This is a genomic window from Lysinibacillus sp. NPDC093692 (genome assembly GCF_050280125.1).
Taxonomy (GTDB): domain Bacteria; phylum Bacillota; class Bacilli; order Bacillales_A; family Planococcaceae; genus Lysinibacillus.
On sequence record NZ_JBNNUW010000003.1, the window covers coordinates 276291 to 299314 of the forward strand.

The following is a 23024-nucleotide window of genomic DNA, read 5'->3' on the forward strand; positions in this document are numbered from 1 at the left end:
AGAAATGGACTTGCGGTAAAAGTACAAATCGTGTAGGATAATCAAAGATTATGTACAGCTAGAAAATGAGGGAATAGACAAATATGTTAATTCGATATAAGAAAGCTTTCGAGAAAATAGCAATGGGGCTACTCTCGTTTATGCCTAACGAAAAAGACATAAAAAAGCTCAAAGAGACAATCCACTCCTATGAAAATGATAATAATTGGGTTTTATATTTATGGAAAAAGAACGATGAGTATGTTGGCATTGTTGGACTTGTAACACACAATGATAATATAGCTACGATTCAACATGTTTCCGTGATCCCTTCTTATAGAGGTGAAGGTGTTGCGAAGGAAATGCTACAGGAAGTGGCAGAACTTGGTCAGTATGAAAGTGTGCTTGCAACGGAGGAAACACGTAATATTGTTCACAAATGTATAAATTGTATCGATGGAGAAGCAGACGATCATTGACGTCTGCTTTTTCTTTGTTTGCTTTCTTGACGCTCCGCAAGAATATGTGAGCGATCTCGAAGCATATGTTTATGAAGAAGATAGTTAGAGCTACTTGATGGTAAAATCTTCATGCGAGCAAATGCTAATTCCTCCAATGTAGGTGAAAGAGGAAGCTGAAATGCTTGAAAGGACTTGCCCTTCTGGGTAGCAGAAAGTGCATCTGCTAGTTGAGTTAGTAGTATTTCGTAGTCGATTTCATCAAAAAATAAATGTCCCTTATTATATTGGAAATTTTTGAGTGCTTTTTCTAATATTCTCGCAGCGCCAATATAATTGTTACGTCGCCAATGATATAAACCGGTTGCAAGCTGTACGTATCCAACGAGTGGGTGCTTTTTATCACCTGGAGCAATATCTTTCCAGTATTCTTCAAGGACTTCATGGCATTCAAAAAAATCGTGATTACCATTGAAAAAAGAACAGTAGTCGATAAATAAAGTATGGTGCTGTGGATGCATTTTAGACTCCTTTCTACTATACTAAAAGAACATATAATCTCAGGGTGGTAAAACAATGTCTTATGAAGTGAAATTAGAAGCCTTTTCAGGGCCTCTTGATTTATTATTACATTTAATTAACAGATTGGAAATTGATATTTATGATATTCCAATGGCAGAAATTACTCAACAATATATCGACCATATACATGCTATGCAAGTACTGGAGTTAAATGAGGCTAGTGAATATTTAGTGATGGCAGCAACATTATTGGCTATTAAAAGTCGTATGCTTTTGCCAATCCATGAAGGTGAGCTTGACGAAGCTGAATTAGAAGTCGACGGTCCAGACCCTCGTGAAGAACTAGTAATACGTTTAATAGAGTATAAGAAATATAAAGAAGCAGCAAGTAGCCTGCAAGAGCTTGAAACAGATCGGGCACAGGTATTTACACGGCCACCAGCAGATTTATCTGGATTAGCCTCAGATGAGCAAATGGCGTTATTTGATTTGAACGTCAACATTTATGACATGCTTGGAGCCTTTCAAAAACTAATGCGTCGAAAAAAATTAAAAAAACCACTAAAGACAACTGTTGCAAGACAGGAACGCTCTGTGAAAGATCAAATGCGTTCGGTTGTCGATTCATTACGATTTACTGGTGGACGTGCATCATTTTTTGAGCTATTTCCCTATGAAGATAAGCCAACACTTATTCTGACGTTTTTATCTATTCTTGAATTGATGAAACGTCAGGTAGTCATCGTAGAGCAAGATGGTAACTTTGAAGAATTAACAGTTACATTACAGAAGGAGGAATGGGATGATGACGAAAACAATGATGCTACAGAGTAGAATAGAATCCTTATTATTTGTTGTTGGAGACGATGGTTTAACTATTAAACAATTATCACAACTTTTAGTAGAACCGGAAGAGATAGTCGTAGAGAAAATGGAAGCATTGAAAACGACCTATGAAGAAGATGGATCTAGAGGCATAACGGTAAAAGAAATAGCTGGCGTTTATCAGCTTATAACAAAACCTGAACTAGCAGATACGATACAAAGATTAGTAGAAAATCCAACTGCTCAATCATTATCTCAAGCTTCACTTGAAGTATTGGCGATCGTGGCATACAAACAGCCAATTACGCGTGTAACAATTGAAGATTTACGTGGTGTGAAATGTGAAAGACCAATACAGACTCTCGCTTCTAGGGGGTTAATTAAGGAAGTGGGTCGCTCAGAAGGGACAGGACGTGCAATCTTATATGGTACAACGAAAGAATTCTTAAACTACTTTGGTTTAAATAGTATAGAAGAAATGCCGTCTTTACCTGAAGATGAGCTAGTTGAAGCAGAGCAAGAAACAGATTTATTTATGACTAAATTCCAGGAAACCTTCAGTGGAGTAAAGTAAAAAGTTCGGAATGAGTTATAGGTATAAAGCTTAGCTTGAAACATAAATATAATCTATATTTTCCTATTACTTTTAATAAGGAGTGGCTCGTTGCAACGGTTAGTACGTTTAATATTGTTCATGATAGTCGTGGTAATGTTAATGCTTCCACAAACCAGTTTGGCTCGAGGTGGTAGCGGATATGCTGTCTTAGATGGTGATACGGGTCGTGTTTTATATGAATCTAATAGCGACGCCCGGTTACCAATTGCAAGCTTAACAAAAATGTGGACAGCACTCGTTGTTATTGAAAATAGCAATCTTCAAGATGACGTGGTTATTTCACCAAAGGCTGCAACGTCTGAGGGCTCGTCTATTTACTTGCAGGCAGGGGAAAAAGTAACGGTAGAAACACTGTTATATGGTTTGATGCTACGGTCAGGAAATGACGCTGCAACAGCTTTAGCAGAGCATGTTGGAGGATCGGTAGAAGGGTTTGTAAAGTTAATGAATGAACGGGCTGTTGTTGCTGGCCTCACAAATACAGTATTTATGAACCCGTCTGGCTTGCATCATGATGAGCATTTATCGTCAGCGAGAGATACTGCTGAAATGTTGAGAATAGCTCTTCAAAATAAAACTTTCAAGAAGATTGCCTCCACAGTGTTATATCGTGCCAATACTGAAAACGGGATGTTATGGGAAAATAAGCACCGTTTAGTACGAGAAGGATCTGGGGTTGCTATCGAAATAGACGATGAGACACAACCTGTCAGTGCATTAAAAACAGCAAAAGGTTCAGCATTTGCCGGGAAAACAGGCTTTACAAAGGTAGCTGGGCGGACACTTGCAACCGCCTTCCAAAAGGACGGGCAAACGTGTATTGTTGTCACATTAAATGAATCCGATGATTGGAATATGCATCGGAGTTTAGCTAACAAGGTTTGGGGAGATTACAGCCTTGAGACAGTAGTGAAAAAAGGAAAATATAAAGTTAATAAAAACCTATCTATTCGCTTAGAGCAACCGATTCGTTTGCAATTAAATAAAGAAGAAAAAGAAAGTGTAAGGCAAGTATTGCATGTTTCTAGAAAACGTATGGAAGGTGTACTATCCATCTTTATCGGTGAAGAGCGTATTTATGCAGTGCCAGTAAAAGTTGAATCAGCGGATCGTTAAAAGCGATACGCTGATTTTTTTATGAGATAACGTTTGTGTGTCAATGCCAGTACCTTTCCGTTATATTGCGATAGCGTTCGAAATCATTTTGATTTATTTAACAAATGAGAAATAATCAGGTAAAATAAATTCGAGCGGTTTTGATTTAAGATTCTGAATTTTTGAATATCGATGAAGGGGGATAAGTATGTATGATGACTATATCAAACAGTAGACAATATCAAATAGGGGTCATAATAATTTTATTCTTGTCTAGCTTTATTGCTCCTGTTATTTTCTTATATCCTGTTCAAGAGTTGTTCTTTAGACCTAAGGAATCCTATTTCTTTGATCCTTTTTTTACAGCCTATATTATATTGATGGTAGTAATGATCATGTTAGCGGTCACGTTATTAGTCAATTTTTTAGTAGAACCTAAAACGAAAAAAAGGATGATTATTCAACGAGGACTTGTGGGAACATCGTTTATAATTGCTGGCGCATTCATATTTTTGTGTATTAATAACTATCAATTCATTGATACAAAAGGACTTCATATGAATCATCTTTTTAGTTTGCAAGAAGATTATATAAGCTGGGAAGATATTGTGAAGGTTGAACAGACTATTGTAGAAAAGAATGGTGTGAGTGCACCAGAAAAATTGATTTTCTCATTACAAGATGGTTCAACAATTGAACTATCTTTTTCAGGAAAGCTATCAAGTGCGAAGCAATTTATTAATAAAGAATTAAGTACATATGGGCTTAGAATTGAAAATAAATATAGTGAAACCTAGAAATTATGAAAAGCTGCCCAAATTGGGTAGCTTTTATGTTTTATAAAGATTTCAAGGCCGATAGCAAATTGAATGGGGAGGCTTGGTTAAAATTAGAATACGCCAAAAGTTAGGATGACATTTGTTAAAACTTATTACTTTCTTCATTCTGCAGAATACTCCTACCATTGAACGTGGTTCTCTTTCAATGGGGACCAGACACCAATAGAAATAGAGGAACTCAGTGTAAGAACGTCACGTCCTGTGACATTACTAAAATGACCGACATCATGTCGCCCTGTCACAGTCCTGGGGACAATTCAAAATCCGGTCACATCAAGGAAAGCACCCGGTCGGAACGAAAATCAACCTATACTATGCAGAGGACCCTTAAAATTCAAGTGCAAATTATCCAGAAATTAGTTGATAAAAACAATTTCAAATAATTTAAATACTTACGCATAATTAGTTTTTCTTTAATAATGCATAAAAGTATGACATAATTTTCACAGATTAGCGGGAAAAATAACCTTATTCATATTAGTCGAATGAGGTTTAAATTTTGGTGACTAAAACCAAGGTGAATGAAAATTAGAGGTGAAAGAATGGAAAGATTACAGAAGGTTATTGCGTATGCTGGTGTGGCGTCTAGACGTAAGGCAGAACAATTAATTGTAGAAGGTAAAGTAAAAGTGAACGGAGTCGTAGTGCGTGAGTTAGGTACAAAGGTGTCAAACTCAGATACGATAGAAGTAGAAGGCGTGAAGCTTGAGAAAGAGGATAAGGTTTATTACTTGTTATATAAACCACGTGGAACGATATCAGCTGTAACAGACGACAAAGGACGCAAAACTGTCACAGATTTGTTTAAGCATATACCACAACGAATTTTCCCAGTTGGTCGTCTCGATTATGATACATCTGGCTTGTTGTTATTAACAAATGATGGTGAATTTTCTTATATGCTGACACATCCGAAGTTTAAAATCGACAAAACATATATTGCTCGTGTTAAAGGTGTTCCGACGATTGATGGCTTAAAAAAGCTTCAACGTGGAATCAAACTAGAAGATGGTAAAACAGCTCCAGCAAAAGTGAGTATGACTTCATTTGATGAAAACGCGGGTAAGGCAATTTGTGAAATTACTATTCACGAAGGACGAAATCGTCAAGTACGTCGTATGTTTGAGGCAATAGGTACACCTGTTGTTAAACTTAAACGTGAACGCTTTGCCTTTTTAGATTTATTCGGACTAGCTCCGGGAGAATATCGTGAATTATCAAAGCATGAAGTGAAGCAATTGCGAGTGCTAGCAGAGACAGGACAAATCGGATAATTAGCATTTTCTAAGAGAAAGTGAAATACTTCTATGTGTAATAGTAATGTTTTCACTTTCTTATTAGTGAAATCGTTCATAAATCATTCATAATTATTAGCTAAGCGTTTGTGTTTCCTTTTGCTATAATAGGTGAGAATAGTGCACCTAAATTAGTTTTCATCCTGATGAAATCGGTTCCACAAATTATCAGGTGGTGTTTGACGCGCAAGTGAATGACAAATATAAAAATTGACAAACATAATAAATGGTATAAATTAGACGGTAAAAACTATACATATGAATGTTTGTAGGAAAAGCTTTGCGTCAATAGGGATTATTCTAAGCCGAAATTGATAGGGGGTTTATTAACTTGGAGAAAAAGAAAAAACGTCTCGTCATTCGTACCATTATTTTGGCAGTCTTAGTCTTAGCGATTGGTTATACGGTATACGGAACAGCGACAAAAGATAAAGTAGAGTTAATAGCAGTAGGCTCTAAAGCACCAGACTTCACGTTAGTAGATTTAAACGGTGAGAAACATAAGCTATCTGATTATAAGGGGCAGGGCGTATTTTTGAACTTCTGGGGAACTTGGTGTAAGCCTTGTGAAAAGGAAATGCCTGCAATGGATCGTCAGTATAAAGTTTTTAAAGATCAGGGTGTACAAACATTAGCGGTCAATATTGCCCAAACTGATTTTGAAGTACAGAATTTTGTCGATAGATATGAGTTAACGTTCCCGGTAGTTATTGACAAAACGAAAAGCGTTATGACTGCCTATAATGTAGGTAATTTACCAGCAACTCTCCTTATTGATCCAGATGGTAAAGTAGCCAAAATCATTACTGGTGAAATGACGGAGGCAAAAATTGCTTCGTACATGGAATTAGTGAAGCCAAAATAAGGAGTAATGACTATGGAAAACATCATTTGTGCTTGTGGTCATAGTAACCCATATGGCACGAAGCTTTGTGAGAAATGTGGTCGTCCTTTAACTGAGGAAGGTAAACAGACAAAAGTTGTTGATATGCGTTACGATGGAACGGCAATTCGTTCAAAAACGTATAATACAACATTTGTTGACAAAATTTGGAATTTCTTCTCGAGTGTAAAAGTGGGGATTGCCCTCATTATTATAACGTTGGTCGCAGCGTCAATCGGAACAATTCTACCGCAAGCGATATATGTTAATGCCCCGGAGCCTAGTAAAGCAGAGTATTATGAAAAAGTGTATGGTGTATTAGGCAAACTCTATAATAATTTAGGACTTTCTCATTTATACAACACTTGGTGGTTCCAAATTTTAGTAGGTATGCTTGCGATATCGATTATTGTTGCGAGTTTAGACCGAGGGTTACCTTTGCATAAGTCTTTAAAAAATCAACGCGTTAAACGTCATGAAAGTTTCATGAAACGCCAACGGATCATTGCGGAAGGGCAAGTGCCAAACGCTGATGAAACGCTTGATAAAGTTGAGCAAAAAATGTCCGAATTAAAATACCGTGTTCGTCGTGATGGAAGTGCACTGCTAGCAGAGCGCGGTCGCTTCGCTCGATATGGCCCATACATAAATCATGTCGGTCTCATTATTTTTTTAACAGGTGTTATGTTGCGCTTAGTACCTGGTTTTTATGTGGATGAGACGATTTGGATCCGTGAAGGTGAAACACGAGCTATACCAGGTATGGATGGGTATTTTATTAAAAATAATAAATTTATTTTGGAAACCCATGGCGAAAAGCAACAAGGCGGGGAAGCGAGCCAAGGTGTAAATGTTATGGCGAAGAACTATCAAACGGATATAACATTATACAAACAACCTGAGGGAGCTCTTCCAGGAGATTCAGACAACCTTGAAAAATTGAGAGATTATTCAATTCGTGTTAATCATCCGTTAAAAGAAAACGGTTTTGCGTTGTATCAAATGAATTATCGTCTTAATGAATTGAGACAGATGAATTTTAATTTAGTGAATAAAGCTTCTGAAGAATCACAAGGTCAAATTGAAATTGATTTAACGAATCCTAAAAAACAATATGATTTAGGAGATGGTTCCTCAGTACAAATTCTTGTTTATACACCAGATTTTGATGGTTTTGAAAATGGGGAGCCACAGACAAAAACATCAATACCAAATAATCCGGCATTTTTATTTAGAATGACAACACCAGAAACGCCAGAAGGTGAAGTAAGCTTTGTAGAAATCAGAAAGCCACCACTTGAACCACTTGGTGAAAACAAATATAGAATGAAATTCGCAGGAGCAGAGATGCGTAATTCATCAAACTTTACAATTCGTAAAGATAGTACGATACCAATTTTATTTGTTGGTGGTGTTATTTTCATGATTGGTGTAGTAATTGGCTCATATTGGAATCATAGACGTTTATGGTTACAGGTGGATCCGGATGGTCGAGTGTTGATGGCTGCTCATGTGAATAAAAATATGTTTAGTATGAAAAAGGATTTAGATTCAGTCACTACGTTTGCTGGTCTACCACCATATAGAGATCAGTTAGATAAGCCTGAAGATGACAACAAATCCGCAAAGCCAGGCACTAAAGAAAAGGAAGGTGACAACACCTTATGAGTTTGATTGACATAAGTGGAAACCTATTATTTGTAGCATTCATAGCCTACCTAGTTGCAACTTTATTGTTTGGTGGTTCGATAAAGCAATCGAATGCAACGGGGAAAAATACCGATAAATGGGGCAAGGTGGCAATTGTTGTCACAATTATTGGTTTACTTTCGCAGCTTGGTTATTTTATTACTCGTTGGGTTTATTCAGGACATGCACCTGTTAGTAATATGTTTGAATTTACGACTGCGTTCGGAATGTTCATTGTTGGGGCATTCGTATTGATTTATTTTATTTATCGAGTGACAGCTCTAGGATTAGTAGCATTGCCTGTGGCGATATTAATAATTGCCTATGCGTCGATGTTTCCGAGTGAAGTTAGTCCTTTAGTGCCGTCTTTACAAAGTTACTGGTTAACAATTCATGTTATTACAGCTGCTTTAGGTCAATCAATTTTAGCGATTAGTGCGGTAGCAGGACTAATTTATTTATTAAAAGTAGTTGATTTAAAGAAGCCTTCTAAACAACGTTTCTGGTTAGAAGCGGTAATGTTCTTCCTTGTGGTAGTCGTTGGTTTCGTAGTTGCTACATCAGTATTTAATATGATGGATTACGATTCAACATATACTTATTTAGATAAAGAAGGAAATGAACGTCAAATTGACTACAACATGCCGCCACTATTTGGTATGAATGAATATAAGGCAGTGGAAGAACATGGTATGTCTCCGTTAGTAGAAATGCCTGCGCTCATTAATGCGAAGAAATTAACTACAGTTGTTTGGTCATTATTAGTAGGGTCTATTATATACTTATTAATTCGATTAATTGCAAGACGTCGAATTAGTGCGATTTTCCAACCTTTTGTCAAACGAGTAAATTTACAATTAGTTGATGAAATTGGTTATCGTTCAGTAATAATTGGCTTCCCAGTATTTACGTTAGGAGCTCTAATCTTTGCAATGATTTGGGCACAACTTGCGTGGAGTCGTTTCTGGGGATGGGATCCGAAGGAAGTGTGGGCACTTATTACATGGTTATTCTATGCAGCATTCCTACACTTACGTTTATCAAAAGGCTGGGAAGGTGAAAAATCTGCATGGTTAGCATTAATTGGTTTTGGAATAATCTTATTTAACTTAATTGCTGTTAACTTGATTCTTGCAGGTTTACACTCATACGCTTCAGCTTAAATTGATTAACTTGAGCAAATAAATTTTTAACGTCGCTAGTATTAGAAAGAAGAGCCTTCTTGCTGTGGCAAGAAGGCTTTCTTTTCTTTTCAATATGTGTCGTACGATGTACAATAGAAGGTAGAGAAAGATTAGAAGAGAGGGATCGTGAAAGTGTCAGAAAATATTTCAGTATTAGTAGTAGATGACGAGGACCGTATTCGACGCTTATTAAAAATGTATTTAGAGCGAGAAGGATACCTTGTTGACGAAGCAGAAAATGGTGAACAAGCGATCGAAAAATCTTTAGAAAAAGAGTATCACTGTATTTTACTTGATATTATGATGCCTGAAAAAGATGGGCTTGAAGTTTGTGCGGAAATCCGTGAACGAGCAGCAACACCAATTATTTTATTAACTGCAAAAGGCGAGGAAGCGAATCGTGTACAAGGCTTTGAGCTTGGCGCAGATGATTATATTGTAAAACCGTTTAGTCCTCGTGAAGTTGTGTTACGTGTGAAGGCTATATTACGCCGTTCACAAGCATTCTCACCTTCGACAAATGCTTCTTCTTCAAAAGATTTAGTTGTGTTTCAACATTTAATGATTGATCATGATGCACACCGCGTAACAGCAGAAGGCATTGAAGTAAATTTAACACCTAAAGAGTATGAATTACTTTATTTCTTAGCAAAATCACCAGACAAAGTATTTGACCGTGAACAATTACTAAAAGAAGTTTGGCATTATGATTTCTTTGGTGACTTACGTACAGTTGACACACATGTAAAACGTTTACGTGAAAAGCTCAACCGTGTTTCAGAAAACGCTGCAAAGATGATTGTTACTGTATGGGGCGTTGGCTACAAATTTGAGGTTGTCAATGAATAGAATATGGAATAGTGTTGTCGGGAAGCTATGGGTAACCATATTGCTTCTCGTTTCATTTGTATTATTTGTTTTCACGATTTTAATGCTTGAGTTTCTTCAAAATTACCATATGCAACAAGCGGAAAGCTCCTTGCGTCAAACTGCTGCAACGATTGCAAGTATAGTGGATGCTAATGAAACAGCAAAATCGACTTCTGAATTATTAAAAGATATTTTACCTGAAAGTACAAATGCACTTATTGCTATTAATCATGATAGAGTCTCTTTTGCAATGCAGGAAGGTGTCAATAAAAAAGAAATTCAGGATATGATTTTAGCCAATAAATCGTTTCATGAAGTTTTTCAATCAGATAAACCAATTATAAAGGAAATGATGATGCCGTCTTCCGCAGACGAAGAAAAAATGGAATCTTATGTTGTGCTAGGTTTCCCGCTAAATGTAGAAAATACAGTCCACGGGGCTGTCTTTATTTATCAAAGTCCAGATGCATTGCATAAAACATCGAAAGAGACGACGAAAATTGTCTTTTTATCTGCTTTCATTGCCTTTGTGCTGACAACATTTTTTGCGTTTTTCCTTTCGTCACGTATTACGTCACCATTACGTAAAATGCGTGAGTTAGCGTTTGAAATTTCTAAAGGGAATTTTGAAGCGAAGATGCCGACTACGCAAAATGATGAAATAGGCCAGCTTGCAGTTGCCTTCAATCAAATGGGACGTCAATTGAAACATAATCTAGAAGTGATCAATCAAGAAAATGAACAGCTTTCAAATATTTTAACATCGATGACAGATGCAGTTATAACGTTTAATCGTGATCGTACAATATTATTAAGTAATCCACCAGCGGACCGTTTAATGCAAAAATGGTTCGTCAATAAAGGCTCACAAAGTGCAAAGCCAATTCCCCCAGAGCTTTACCATATGCTTGATCATGTACTGATGTTTGAGGATAAGCTTGAAGAAGAAATTGAGATGGATGGAAATTACTATACGTTTACGATTAGCCCTCTTTATAGTGAGGAATCGATACGTGGAGCGGTCGCAGTTATTCGTGATATGACTGAGCAGCATCGCTTAGAAAAACTACGTTCAGACTTTATTGCCAATGTGTCTCATGAGCTACGGACGCCGATTTCGATGCTCCAAGGGTATTCAGAGGCATTAATGGATGATGATTTTATTCAAGATCAAGAAGAACGAAATGAGATTACAAAAATTATTTATGATGAATCGAAGCGTATGGGACGCCTCGTGACAGATTTATTAGACCTTGCTCGTATGGAATCGGGGCATATGACGCTTTACAAAGATGAGCTTCCGGTTAATTCAACATTTGAACGTATTACACAAAAATTTGCACAAGTTGCAAAAGAGAAACATGTTCGACTAATATTTGACAGTGAGTTTAATGACGATGTTACGATTAGTATAGATGAGGATCGGATTGAACAAGTATTAACGAATTTAGTCGATAATGCTCTTCGTCATACAGCTGAAGGATCAGTAACCGTGAAGGTTGAGCAAGAGCCGACCTTTGCCAAAATATCTGTCCAGGATACAGGACATGGTATTCCACAAGAGGACCTGCCATATGTTTTTGAACGTTTCTATAAAGCAGATAAAGCACGTACGCGTTCTAAAGGTGGAACTGGCCTAGGATTAGCTATTGCTAGAAATATAGTCAAGGCACATTCAGGCAATATTATGGTAGATAGTGTGCTAAAAGAGGGGACTACCTTCACGTTTTATTTACCATTCGATTAAAAGCATCGCTATTAACTGCTTACAGCAAATGAATGAGGATTTAAGTTACTTTTCAGCGGGTGCCAAAGCATACGCTGTAATAGAGAACTCAGTGTAAGAACGCCACGTCCTGTGGCAATTTATCTGTGCGAAAGCGAAGCGACAGCAACAAAAGTTTTCTGTGCGACAGCAACACACGACTGAGTGATACATCACGTTAGCCCAAAGCCAATTTCTGACCAATTATGCCTAGGTATCATTGATAAATTGGTGTTAATTGGATGTAACTTCTGTGAACGTTTAAACGACAAATATAAATAGAACGGGGGTGGAGTGCTTTGAATGACTCCGTGTTCCATCGATTATACGATGCATATCATCAAGACGTGTTCCAGTTTCTTATTTATTTAGTAAAAAACCGTACACTTGCTGAGGATTTAGCACATGAGGTTTATGTTCGCGTATTGCGCTCATATGATAAATTCGCAGGCAATAGCAGCGAAAAAACATGGCTTTTTGCTATTGCTAAAAATGTTGCTATTGATTATTTTAGAAAGCAGGCTGTACGCCAAAAACATTCACTTGATTTTTTTGATTGGGAAACGGAACAGCTGCATTCAACCACACCATTACCCGAAGACGTGCTGCAGGCGAATGATGAATTTATGGAAGTTCAATCAGCACTTGAACACTGTACAGGTGACCAAAAAATGGTCATTATTATGCGCTACTTTCAAGAGTTATCGATTGCAGAAACAGCACAAATATTAGATTGGACAGAAGCGAAGGTAAAAACCACGCAACATCGCGCCATAAAATTTTTAAAGCAACAGCTACAACAGGTTAGAGAACGGGAGGCGAAACGGTAATGACAGGTAATCCATTCGATGATGACCAACTGGAACATATATTGAATAATGCCCCTAAGCTTTCTGACCGCCGTTCGAAAGAAGAAATATTAAATCGATTATTGGCAGATGCTCGCTTGCAGGATTCTGTCCATCTTCAAGCCATACAACAACCAATTGATGATGAAATAACATCACAAGAGCAAGACAATACGGAACAGACAATAAAGAAAGAAGGTCGTAAATGGCCAATCTTTATGAGTGTTGCAGCTGTCTTCGCTTTAACAGTACTTACAGGCTCTATGTTCATGAATAATCATGATACAAAAATGGATCAGGCCAATGCTCCTGAAACTTCTCAATATTCAACAATGCAGGAAGATCGTGCAGCAAAAAGCTCTATGCATGATAATATTATGGAGTCTAACATAGTAGCGGAACAATCGCGGATCATGTCTCTGCGATCATCTGTATATGAAGATGATTTAACAGATGCAGTAGCATTCCATATTGGTTTGGCAAATCGTGATAAGGAAAGTGTACCGATGACGTATATTATTCCAAATGAACGAGTGGCTACTGATTTCGGGAAGAAAAAGCCTACAACATTACAAATGTATGAAAAGTATGCGCCACAAATTGATGAGGAAGAAAATGGTTTTACTAATTACCATCCGTATAAAGGAGAATTGAAGGAGAAGGGCGATCAACTGGTTCATGTATTGCCGAAGCAAAATGATTATGATGTTGCTGCTAAAGATTCTGGAGAATATGTAGGGACTATACAGGATACATTTTCAGACTCGGAGTATAAAGATATTGAATATGAAAATCTTAATGGTGCAGAATCCGAGCTTTCTAATGAAGAAGGGACTAGTAATTCTATGGCATTAACGAGCTCAAACCATTTTAATTATTATTTATATAAAGATGAAAATGGAATTGAATATTTATCACCCGATTCTCGTAAAACTTTTTCCACTGTAACAGAAGCTCTTATTGATATGCGAGCTAAAAAAGATAATGCATACGTTCCAGTCATACCGGAAAATATAATATACACTGTAAAAGAGGTAGCAGAAGGTGTTATTGTTACATTTGACGTGCCGCTTGATTTAACGACAATGGACGTGATTCGTGCAACCCAATTAATTGAAGCAATGATGCTAACTGCTGCAAGCTTTGATCAACAAGTACGTCTAGACAATGTTGTACAGGAGAGTTGGGAAGGATTTGATTTGAAAAATTTCTTACCAAAGCCTGTAGGAGCCAATAAACGATATATGCCATAAATTGTGAAACAACAAATAAATGAACGCAATTTTATAAGTGAATTTTTTGGAGCATTCTCGCCGCTGTACGTGCGTGAATGCTCTTGTTAGTTTAGAGGTAGCAAGACATCAAAGATTAGGGGAAGGTCAATGGCTGGTAAAAGCCCGATTGGCGAAGAATAATAATCAATCGGGATGAAGTAAACACTTATCTTTTAAAGATGGGGCTATTGCGGGTATTTGTAAAACATACAAGTTTAATCGGAATTTTTTAAGCAAAGTTATTTACTTTTCCTTCAAAATTCATTATAGTAAGGCTATGAAACAAAAAAATATTGATTCATCTTCGGGGCAGGGTGAAAATCCCGACCGGCGGTAATAGAGTTGTAAATCGCTAATGTCTTTCATTAGCTCGAATAATTTACTAAAAACTCTTCAGCCCGCGACCTGTGCAAATTTTTTTTGCATGGCTGACTTGGTGTAATTCCAAGGCCGACAGTTAAAGTCTGGATGGGAGAAGATGGAGGTACGATCGTCATTCATTGTTATGAATTTAGCTATGTGCGAGCGTTTTTTCGTTGTGGATTTACGCAGCGTAAACTCAACAATAGTTAAAATGGCGTTTCTTTAATCATGCCTATTCTCCCTTATGCTTATTTTGCATAAGGGTTTTTTCATAATAAGAATTGATGAGGTCGTAACCTTTCTTCTTGCGAGATTGAATCAGCAAAGAGGAGAGAGTTTACTATGAAGAAAAATGTTAAACTTCAATCGTTTATTACGATTGGCATGCTGAGCAGTATTTCGTTTTTGTTAATGCTTTTTAATTTCCCTATTCCGCCATTTCCAGCATTTTTGGAAGTAGACTTCAGTGATATGCCAGCATTGCTTGCGGCGATCACTATGGGACCTGTAGCAGGTATTTTAGTAGAATTCTTTAAAAATGTGTTGGATTGGATATTCTCAGGTACGCCAACAGGAGTACCGGTAGGCCATATTGCGAACTTTGTAACAGGTATTTTATTTATTTTACCAGTTAGCTTTATTTTTAATCGTTTCAAAACAGTTAAAGGTCTTGTTGGAGGTTTAGCGGTTGGAACAATCATAATGGCAGTAGGAATGAGCATTCTTAACTATGCAGTATTTTTACCTATGTACACTTACTTTTTAGGTATGGAGCCTGTCGTAGGCGATTCACTATATAAAATGATCGTAGCTGGTATTTTGCCATTTAACATTATTAAGGGTATTTTAATAACGTTCATCATGGCATTACTATTTACAACAATGCGCAAATGGATTTATCAACAGCGCTCTATGTATATAACAAAATAATTTAGATGAGACCTCGAGCCAATAAGCGCTCGAGGTTTTTTATATTGGATAGATAGAATGCTGGATATGCTGGATATTATTGTGCGAAAGTAACAAATAGAAATAATCTAGTCTAGATTACTATTTTCATGTAAAATAAGGAAGAGTTTAGAATGTTAGAGGAGTTTGAAGAGATGAGTGAAAACAAGAGTCAGTGGTCTGGTAAACTAGGCTTTATTTTAGCATCAGCGGGAGCTGCAATCGGGCTAGGGGCAATATGGAAGTTGCCGTATGTTACTGGACAAAGTGGTGGGGGAGCATTTTTCCTTATTTTTGTTCTATTTACATTGTTGATTGGTTTACCGATGTTACTATCAGAGTATATTTTAGGTCGTGGTACACAGTCTGAGGCTGTGACTGCATATAAAAAAATTACACCGACGAAAACAGGCTGGGCTTGGGTTGGTCGTATGGGTGTACTAGGTTGTTTTTTATTATTAACTTTTTACAGTGTTGTGGGAGGTTGGATTTTTATATATAGTGGCCTAGGTGTGACTGGGGCTGTTATTGATCCTGCAAATGATCCTAGTAAACTATTTGGGGAAATTGTAGGGACACCTTGGATTACACTACTAGGTTTAGGATTGTTTACGCTAGTAAATGTACTAGTCATTTCACTTGGTGTGCAAAATGGTATAGAGAAGGCCAATAAGTGGATGATGCCTTTATTATTTATTATGTTTATTGTCCTTGTTGTGCGGGCTTTAACATTAGATGGGGCAATGGAAGGAGTTAAATTCTTCCTGTGGCCTGACTTTTCCAATATGACTAGTAAGGCTATATTAGAAGCGTTGGGGCAGTCCTTCTTTGGCTTAGCGGTAGGGTTTTCTTGTCTTGTGACGTACAGCTCATATTTAAAGAAGGATGTAAGCTTACCGAATTCTGCGGGCTCTGTTGTTCTTCTCACGGTGCTTGTATCGTTTTTTGCAGGATTAGCCATTTTCCCTGTTGTATTTGCTTTTGATTTAGAACCAGCATCTGGTCCAGGCTTGTTATTTATGGTTCTGCCAACAGCATTTAGTCAAATGCCATTTGGTGAACTATTTTTAGCGATGTTTTTATTATTATTTTTATTCGCAACGCTAACGTCTTCCTTCAGTTTATATGAAATTATCGTAGCGGCATTTATAGAGAAAGGGCGTATGTCTCGTTCTGCGTTGACAATGCTACTAGGTGTAGTAGTCTTTATTGCGGCGATTCCTGCAGCGCTTTCATCAAGTGCATTAGCGGATGTATCAATCTTTGGAAAAACAATTTTTGATGCAACTGACTTTTTAGTTTCTAATTTAATGCTTCCGATGGGTAACTTATTGATTGCTATCTTTATAGCATATGTAGTTGATAAAGAATTTGTGAAGAAGGAATTATTAATAGGAAGCAAATTGGGGCAAGGGTTCTATTCAACTTATCGTCTATTGATGCTAGTGGTAGTACCTTTGGTGATTATTGTTGTGTTTGTAAATATGCTATTGCAATACTAATGGTAGTAGGTTGTGTTCCGTTAAGGAATGCAACCTACTTTTTTGTTGGTGTAACAATTAAATACTTATTGCTGTCGCTTACGCTTTCGCTTTCGCGCAGGAAAAAGATGTGTTGCTGTCGGGGGCTGTAGTAAGAGAGAATGACTCTATTTATCTGAAAAAAAGATAAGTATATTCGAGAAATTGTATGTAATAAAACCTTACATAGATATTGTGTTTTTTATTCTTGTGATGTATTTTAAAAGCAGTTGTAAAAGAAATGTGTAAATTAAAATAACATTGGAGTGGTGGAGAATGAAACATTATACAAAAGAAGATATTAAACGTCGTGTTAAGGAAGAAAATGTGAAATTTATTCGCCTACAATTTACTGATATATTAGGAACGATCAAAAACGTTGAAGTACCGGCTAGTCAATTAGAAAAAGCGTTGGACAATAAAATTATGTTTGATGGCTCATCGATTGAAGGATTTGTACGTATTGAAGAATCAGATATGTACTTGTGTCCTGATCGTGATACATTCGTCATTTTTCCGTGGACTGCCGAGAAAGGCAAAGTGGCCCGTGTCATTTGTGATATTGTTAGACCGGATGGTACACCGTTTGAAGGTGACCCACGTTCCAATCTGAAGAAGGTTTTAAAGGAGATGGAGGAGTTAGGCTTTAGCTCATTTAATTTAGGACCAGAGCCGGAGTTTTTCTTATTTAAGCTAGATGAAAAAGGGCATCCAACGCTTGAGTTAAATGATAGTGGCGGTTATTTCGATTTAGCCCCAACTGACTTAGGGGAGAACTGTCGACGTGATATCGTATTAGAGCTAGAAGAAATGGGCTTTGAAATTGAGGCATCTCATCATGAGGTTGCACCTGGTCAACATGAAATCGACTTTAAATATGCCAATGCTATCGAAGCATGTGATAATATTCAAACGTTTAAGCTTGTTGTAAAAACGATAGCTGCACAGCATGGACTGCACGCAACCTTTATGCCAAAGCCACTATTTGGTGTTAACGGATCGGGAATGCACTTCAACTTATCCTTATTTGAAGGGGATAAAAATGCGTTTTATGATGAAAAAGCAGAACTGCAATTAAGCGAAACAGCACGTAGCTTTATGGCAGGAATACTAAAACATGTACATGGTTTTACTGCTGTCACAAACCCACTTGTTAATTCCTATAAACGATTAGTGCCTGGTTATGAGGCTCCTTGCTATGTGGCATGGTCTGCACAAAATCGTTCACCACTTATTCGAATTCCAGCTGCAAGAGGATTATCAACACGTATCGAGCTTCGTTCTGTCGATCCAGCAGCAAATCCTTATTTAGCAATGGCTGTTATTTTAGCAGCTGGGCTCGATGGAATTCGTAAAAATCTCACACCGCCAGATGCTGTAGATCGAAATATTTATAAAATGTCACGAGCTGAACGTGAATTGAATGGTATCGATAGTCTCCCAGCTTCATTGGAATACGCACTCCTTGAGCTAGAAATGGATCATATCGTACGCGAAGCACTTGGAGACCATATCTTTGAAAAATTCACGGCTGCTAAAGAAATAGAATGGAATAAATACCGCACACGTGTCCATAACTGGGAGCGGGAAGAATATTTAAGAATGTATTAGACGGGGAGTGTTGGGGCTTTGGGGCTCCGACACTTTTTTTGATCCAAAATGCGAGGAATTGAGTGTTAAAGAAGAAGGCTATCCCTAATCTTCATTGATAGGGATAGCTATTTTTAGTTAGGTAGTTCACTTTGGATAATTAATTTGCGTTTTTCATCTGATAAATCCTGGTTAATAATATATATATTATTTTCTGCAGAAAACCCATATATGTAAGGAGTTTCGAATTTCTCAATTTCTACCAGTGAATTATTTTTCACATGAAATAATTTTCTACAATATTCATCATTATTATAAGAAAAGAACACTTGATTATTAAAATCTGTGTAAAGAGTATTTACAATTAACACTTCCGAAACAACTTCTTGAGTATGATTTGTCGAAGCGTCATAAAAAATCAGCTTACCTTCACCAGTTGAAGATTTAGTAGGGGCGTCAAACGTTAGGTAAACCCATTGTTGATCACTAAGTAGTCTTGCCGAACCAATAAATTCATATGAACTTTTAAATTCTTTTATTTCTTTACTTTTAATATCATACAAATAGAGGTATCCAAAATAACCCTTTTCATCAGTGAATAATATTTTTCCGTCTTTCGCAGACAAATTCATATTCCTGTTTGTATAGCTATTTAAATCATATATACTTATTGTTTCGTCTGTTTTGAGATTCTTAAGCATAACTTGCGCTTTTTCATCTTTTCTGTCCTTTTGAATCCATGCTGCATAGTCTCCAATTAGTATTGGAAAATCATTAGTAACATTTTCTTCATTTTCTTTTGTCAATGGTTGAATTTCTCGCGTCTTTAAATCCATAAAATATGGATTCAAATATCCTCCGTGTTCATCGGTATCAACCCACAATAACCAAGTATCATTTAATTCAACCCCTTGAACTGAGGGCATTTTGAATTTACTGTTAAAAATGGTTGTGTATTTCTGGGTCTTTCGATTGTATTGAACAATTTTATTATCAAAAGAAGGACTCTCTTGGTCTATACTCATATAAATATAGTCAGCATTACCCTTATATGAGTTAATATTAGTAAAAGGTACGTCTACTGTTTTATTAAAATCTTTATCGATTATTTGGTAATAATTTGAACTTTGGGGTTTGATCAAAGCTCTATTTGACTGTACACCATTATATACGGCTTTAGAAACAATAAATAGAAATATAGCTGCACATGATAGTATTATTGTTCTCTCTATTATTTTCAATTGAATCTCTCCATTTAAATTGATTAAGAGCAGATCTCTCTTTCTATGAAAGGGTTGAATTTTTGGTAGCTAGTTATGTAACATCTACTAAAGCTTAATAACTTGTCCTGTTTTAAAAGATTATTATTTTTCTTTTAAAACGGTTTTGAGAATGTTAAATCCTTTTGTTCCAGTACAATGGCAAGAATAAATACAGTCAATCTTTATCCCATTTAATGTATTACCAATTGAAATTATTTCTTCTCTGGTCTTTCCTAAAGTGTTAACTATGGGGAGATCAATTTAATGAAATCCCCCAATAATTGCGTTGATATTCTGATTTGAAAATTTTCGGTTATAGTTTTAGTTATGTTTACAATTCCATGATGACTACAACCGCTAAATAGTACTAACCCATTTTCGTTTTCAATCACTAACACGATTTCGTGATTAAAATCATCTAATTCCTTCTTATCCCCTTTATATAGATTTTTTGTATATTCATTCGAGGGCTCTAAATGAATTTTTTATCTAACTTAGAATTTTCGAGGATAGCAGCAATTTTCAAAAAAAACCTACTTTCTAATGAAGATTAATCATGAATGCTAGACATAGTATATTGGTGTAACTCTTTAATTTAACTTTGATAAATGGAGAATATTTCAATACGCTGTTCTTTATTTTACCATATAAAAGGTATTTTACCTTTATTTATCGATGAAGGGGTGTAGCCTTATTGTTTATGCCCTACTCTTACTACGAAAATATTTTTTTGTGACAAATACTTCCTTTTAATCTATGATTAAAAGAAAAGGGGGAAAATGTATGACACAAGCAACTCAAGTAGTATCGATTCAAAATAATGATATTGTGCAATTTGAACATGATATTAATAACGCTTTATTAGATTTAAACGATTATTTAATAGTTGATATTAAATATAATACGTTATATATAGGGGAGCATAATGTTATACATTCAGCTTTAATTATTTATAAATAATTGATTCAAAGAGGGGGATATAACATGTCAAAAATATATTGGGTATCCATTGCTAAAAGAACAGATGAATTTGAAGTGAAACAGAGTGTCGTTGAAAAAATATTTGCGAAGAAATCGGAGCTTAAAGATTTTCTAGAAAAAGAAGGCTATTGTAAGGCAGCGAGAAATCAATATCTTAAAATCGAGGACGAATTGATATATGAAGCGGCTGTTGAAAAGGTAAAGATGAAATAATATTTTAAATGTTTACCCGCGGGTGACAGGGAACTACCCGCGGAAAAAAGGTAAATATCCAAGATTGAGAAAATGCCAAGTAGCCTAAAATTTATTGTCTATAAGTATCTTCCTACTATTATCAATCCTATATCATGACAATTTCATTTTTTGAAATAATGATAAAAGAAATTGCCTATCTTCAGGGAAGGATAATGTTAAATTGAGTATTTCTTCTTTTGATTTCCACGCAATTTCATAAATTAATTCATCAGGATCATGAATCATCATTTGTCCACCAGTAATAGTCGTCTCAAAATAACGAACTTCCACTGCATCATTATTTTTATGTAACACTTCTCCGACGATGTCTACTACATATCCTGTTTCTTCATACACTTCACGAATACAACACCTCTCAAAATTTTCATTAGCTTCTTTTCCTCCCGATGGTACTGCCCATGTCTTTTCTTCTTCTTTCGTACCTTGCAAAACCATTAATAATTGATTGTCTTCGTTTAAACAAATTCCTGCAGCCCCTTGCCATTTAAGCAATATCAAAACCTCCGATCTATTTATGCTGTTTAATAATAATTTTAACGTATTATGGTTATTTATTGGGTGTTGAAGCTGACATTTATTTAAAGTGTATGTCATGTGAAAAAGTTGATTGTAGTGGAGGCTCATCGAACGCCCCCAGGAAAGCGCTCAGCGGGAACGGGAATCAACCCCACGCTATGGTGGGAGATAAGCCAATAAAAATAAAGCTTTCATTTTAACCAGTCCAAAGTTAGCATAAAAAGACAGGAATAACTAATTTTGATGTTTTATGCTATAAGCAAGGAGTGAGGGCACATGAGTTGGATTGAGTCGATTCAAAAAGCAATTAATTATATCGAGGAGCATTTATTAGATGACATCACAATGGAACAAATCGCACGAGAGGTAAATTCTTCGATTTTTCATTTTCAACGGACTTTCTCGATTTTAACGGATATGTCTATTGCAGATTATATTAGACGGAGAAGGTTAACATTAGCTGCACAGGAGTTAATAAATACAGAACAGAAAGTAATCGATCTCGCCTACAAATATGGCTACGACTCTCCTGAAGCTTTCACAAAGGCATTTCGTAAGCAGCATCAGGTAACGCCTAGTGAAGCAAGAAAGAAGCAAGGACAACTACAATCATACAATCGCCTGGTTATCCAGGTGAGCCTGAAGGGAGCAGAACCAATGAAGTATAAAATCGTAGAAAAAGAAAAGTTTCAAGTGGTCGGAGTAAAAAGAACGTATAATTGTCAAAATGGTGAGAATACGAGAGAAATCCCTAAATTTTGGGATGAGATTAACAGCAAGGTGTTGGATCATCAATTATTTTCATTAAATAATGGAGAAATTAAAGGGGTGCTTGGCGTCTGTGCACCAAATGCCAGCGAACAAAAAAATGGGATTATTGATTATTGGATTGCAACGGATCATATTGGGGATGTTCCAGAAGAACTGAAAGCCATGGAAGTTCCAGCTTCAAAATGGGTTGTGTTTGAAGTACATGGCCCTATGCCGGATGCTATGCAAAATACTTGGAAACAAATTTACTCTGAGTGGTTCCCGTCCAACCCGTACAAGCCTGCCGGGACAGCTGAGCTGGAAGTGTACTCGGATGAAGATCCATTTAGTCCTGACCTTTATTCTGAAATTTGGATTCCGATTAAGTAACAGAAATGAAAGTAGCCAAGAATGTTCATAGTGAACTGAACCCCGAATAGTGGACACTTTAAAAAGTGACCCTATTCGGGGTTTTTTGTTCATTTCACAAAAAAATCTCGTTATACTAAATATACGAAATTAAGAACGGGAGAAATTAGCATGAGTAAAATCATTTTTAACGAACATCAGATACGACAAATAGAAGCGAATCGATTTGTAGTATCTGTATCAGATCGTTCTATTCAATATACAGCGGAATATAAAATCTTTGCGGTCAAAGAAAATCTAGCTGGTAAGGGGCCTGTACAAATCTTTA

The 23024-nt window shown here is 36.4% G+C and carries 22 protein-coding genes, 1 pseudogene and 1 riboswitch; of the genes and pseudogenes, 20 read left to right on the plus strand and 3 right to left on the minus strand.

What is annotated here, in order from left to right; genetic code table 11:
* Nucleotides 1-83 precede the first annotated feature (83 nt).
* Entirely contained in the window at nucleotides 84-458 is a 375-nt protein-coding gene (locus ACQKN4_RS05675; protein WP_427482734.1) for a GNAT family N-acetyltransferase, read from the plus strand.
* On the opposite strand, the gene ACQKN4_RS05680 is transcribed toward ACQKN4_RS05675, so the two are convergent.
* Nucleotides 452-958 (minus strand): DUF309 domain-containing protein, encoded by a 507-nt coding sequence (locus ACQKN4_RS05680; RefSeq protein ID WP_427482736.1) that lies wholly within the window; start codon nucleotides 956-958, stop codon nucleotides 452-454. The two genes, ACQKN4_RS05675 and ACQKN4_RS05680, sit on opposite strands and share 7 nt — an antisense overlap.
* Before the next feature lie 55 nt (nucleotides 959-1013).
* Between ACQKN4_RS05680 and ACQKN4_RS05685 the strand changes: the two genes are divergently transcribed.
* The 15 genes from ACQKN4_RS05685 to glnA all read left to right on the plus strand — a co-directional run bounded on the left by ACQKN4_RS05685 (nucleotide 1014) and on the right by glnA (nucleotide 18584).
* The gene (locus ACQKN4_RS05685; RefSeq protein WP_079560728.1) at nucleotides 1014-1793 is read left to right on the plus strand and encodes a segregation/condensation protein A; all 780 of its coding nucleotides are present in this window, start codon (nucleotides 1014-1016) and stop codon (nucleotides 1791-1793) included.
* Nucleotides 1765-2358: an SMC-Scp complex subunit ScpB gene (gene scpB / locus ACQKN4_RS05690; protein ID WP_427482770.1), complete on the plus strand. Its 594-nt coding sequence runs from the start codon at nucleotides 1765-1767 to the stop codon at nucleotides 2356-2358. The genes ACQKN4_RS05685 and scpB overlap by 29 nt, the downstream gene beginning before the upstream one ends.
* Before the next feature lie 90 nt (nucleotides 2359-2448).
* A complete protein-coding gene (locus ACQKN4_RS05695; protein ID WP_427482738.1) occupies nucleotides 2449-3516 on the plus strand; it encodes a D-alanyl-D-alanine carboxypeptidase family protein in 1068 nt (355 codons plus the stop codon).
* A gap of 191 nt (nucleotides 3517-3707) precedes the next feature.
* Nucleotides 3708-4292: a hypothetical protein gene (locus ACQKN4_RS05700; protein ID WP_427482740.1), complete on the plus strand. Its 585-nt coding sequence runs from the start codon at nucleotides 3708-3710 to the stop codon at nucleotides 4290-4292.
* Nucleotides 4293-4876: 584 nt separating this feature from the next.
* Nucleotides 4877-5608 carry a pseudouridine synthase gene (locus ACQKN4_RS05705; protein WP_079560737.1) on the plus strand — a complete coding sequence of 244 codons (732 nt, stop codon included), beginning with the start codon at nucleotides 4877-4879 and terminating at the stop codon, nucleotides 5606-5608.
* Between the two features lie 352 nt (nucleotides 5609-5960).
* Nucleotides 5961-6494, plus strand: coding sequence for a thiol-disulfide oxidoreductase ResA (resA, locus tag ACQKN4_RS05710; protein WP_079560739.1), 534 nt, complete (start codon nucleotides 5961-5963; stop codon nucleotides 6492-6494).
* A gap of 12 nt (nucleotides 6495-6506) precedes the next feature.
* A complete protein-coding gene (gene resB, locus ACQKN4_RS05715; protein ID WP_079560742.1) occupies nucleotides 6507-8180 on the plus strand; it encodes a cytochrome c biogenesis protein ResB in 1674 nt (557 codons plus the stop codon).
* Nucleotides 8177-9364 carry a c-type cytochrome biogenesis protein CcsB gene (gene ccsB, locus ACQKN4_RS05720; RefSeq protein WP_427482742.1) on the plus strand — a complete coding sequence of 396 codons (1188 nt, stop codon included), beginning with the start codon at nucleotides 8177-8179 and terminating at the stop codon, nucleotides 9362-9364. The genes resB and ccsB overlap by 4 nt, the downstream gene beginning before the upstream one ends.
* Before the next feature lie 153 nt (nucleotides 9365-9517).
* Nucleotides 9518-10234, plus strand: a complete 717-nt coding sequence (locus ACQKN4_RS05725) for a response regulator transcription factor (protein ID WP_049668637.1) — start codon at nucleotides 9518-9520, stop codon at nucleotides 10232-10234.
* A complete protein-coding gene (locus ACQKN4_RS05730; RefSeq protein WP_427482744.1) occupies nucleotides 10227-12002 on the plus strand; it encodes an ATP-binding protein in 1776 nt (591 codons plus the stop codon). The genes ACQKN4_RS05725 and ACQKN4_RS05730 overlap by 8 nt, the downstream gene beginning before the upstream one ends.
* 317 nt (nucleotides 12003-12319) lie before the next feature.
* Nucleotides 12320-12850, plus strand: coding sequence for an RNA polymerase sigma factor SigX (gene sigX / locus ACQKN4_RS05735; RefSeq protein ID WP_427482746.1), 531 nt, complete (start codon nucleotides 12320-12322; stop codon nucleotides 12848-12850).
* Complete coding sequence (locus ACQKN4_RS05740) at nucleotides 12850-14121, plus strand: RNA polymerase subunit sigma (protein ID WP_427482748.1); 1272 nt, start codon at nucleotides 12850-12852, stop codon at nucleotides 14119-14121. Before sigX ends, ACQKN4_RS05740 begins: the two co-directional genes overlap by 1 nt.
* Nucleotides 14122-14438: 317 nt before the next feature.
* Nucleotides 14439-14626: riboswitch (FMN riboswitch) on the plus strand.
* Between the two features lie 221 nt (nucleotides 14627-14847).
* Entirely contained in the window at nucleotides 14848-15435 is a 588-nt protein-coding gene (locus ACQKN4_RS05745; protein ID WP_427482750.1) for an ECF transporter S component, read from the plus strand.
* Between the two features lie 173 nt (nucleotides 15436-15608).
* Nucleotides 15609-16955: a sodium-dependent transporter gene (locus tag ACQKN4_RS05750; protein ID WP_427482752.1), complete on the plus strand. Its 1347-nt coding sequence runs from the start codon at nucleotides 15609-15611 to the stop codon at nucleotides 16953-16955.
* A 294-nt stretch (nucleotides 16956-17249) separates the two neighbouring features.
* A complete protein-coding gene (gene glnA / locus ACQKN4_RS05755; protein ID WP_079560767.1) occupies nucleotides 17250-18584 on the plus strand; it encodes a type I glutamate--ammonia ligase in 1335 nt (444 codons plus the stop codon).
* Nucleotides 18585-18697: 113 nt separating this feature from the next.
* On the opposite strand, the gene ACQKN4_RS05760 is transcribed toward glnA, so the two are convergent.
* Nucleotides 18698-19804, minus strand: a complete 1107-nt coding sequence (locus ACQKN4_RS05760; RefSeq protein WP_427482754.1) for a hypothetical protein — start codon at nucleotides 19802-19804, stop codon at nucleotides 18698-18700.
* A gap of 804 nt (nucleotides 19805-20608) precedes the next feature.
* Here ACQKN4_RS05760 and ACQKN4_RS05765 point away from each other — a divergent pair.
* Both ACQKN4_RS05765 and ACQKN4_RS05770 read left to right on the plus strand, forming a co-directional pair.
* A complete protein-coding gene (locus tag ACQKN4_RS05765; protein WP_139376949.1) occupies nucleotides 20609-20785 on the plus strand; it encodes a sporulation protein Cse60 in 177 nt (58 codons plus the stop codon).
* 24 nt (nucleotides 20786-20809) lie between these two features.
* On the plus strand, nucleotides 20810-21019 hold the full coding sequence (locus tag ACQKN4_RS05770) for a hypothetical protein (RefSeq protein WP_079560775.1): 210 nt from the start codon (nucleotides 20810-20812) through the stop codon (nucleotides 21017-21019).
* A gap of 132 nt (nucleotides 21020-21151) precedes the next feature.
* Here ACQKN4_RS05770 and ACQKN4_RS05775 read toward each other — a convergent pair whose 3' ends face one another.
* The gene (locus ACQKN4_RS05775; RefSeq protein WP_170938918.1) at nucleotides 21152-21553 is read right to left on the minus strand and encodes an NUDIX hydrolase; all 402 of its coding nucleotides are present in this window, start codon (nucleotides 21551-21553) and stop codon (nucleotides 21152-21154) included.
* A gap of 300 nt (nucleotides 21554-21853) precedes the next feature.
* On the opposite strand from ACQKN4_RS05775, the gene ACQKN4_RS05780 reads away from it, so the two are divergent.
* Complete coding sequence (locus ACQKN4_RS05780; RefSeq protein WP_427482757.1) at nucleotides 21854-22717, plus strand: AraC family transcriptional regulator; 864 nt, start codon at nucleotides 21854-21856, stop codon at nucleotides 22715-22717.
* Between the two features lie 150 nt (nucleotides 22718-22867).
* A pseudogene (locus tag ACQKN4_RS05785) lies at nucleotides 22868-23024 on the plus strand (IS3-like element ISBsp3 family transposase); the annotation flags it as partial.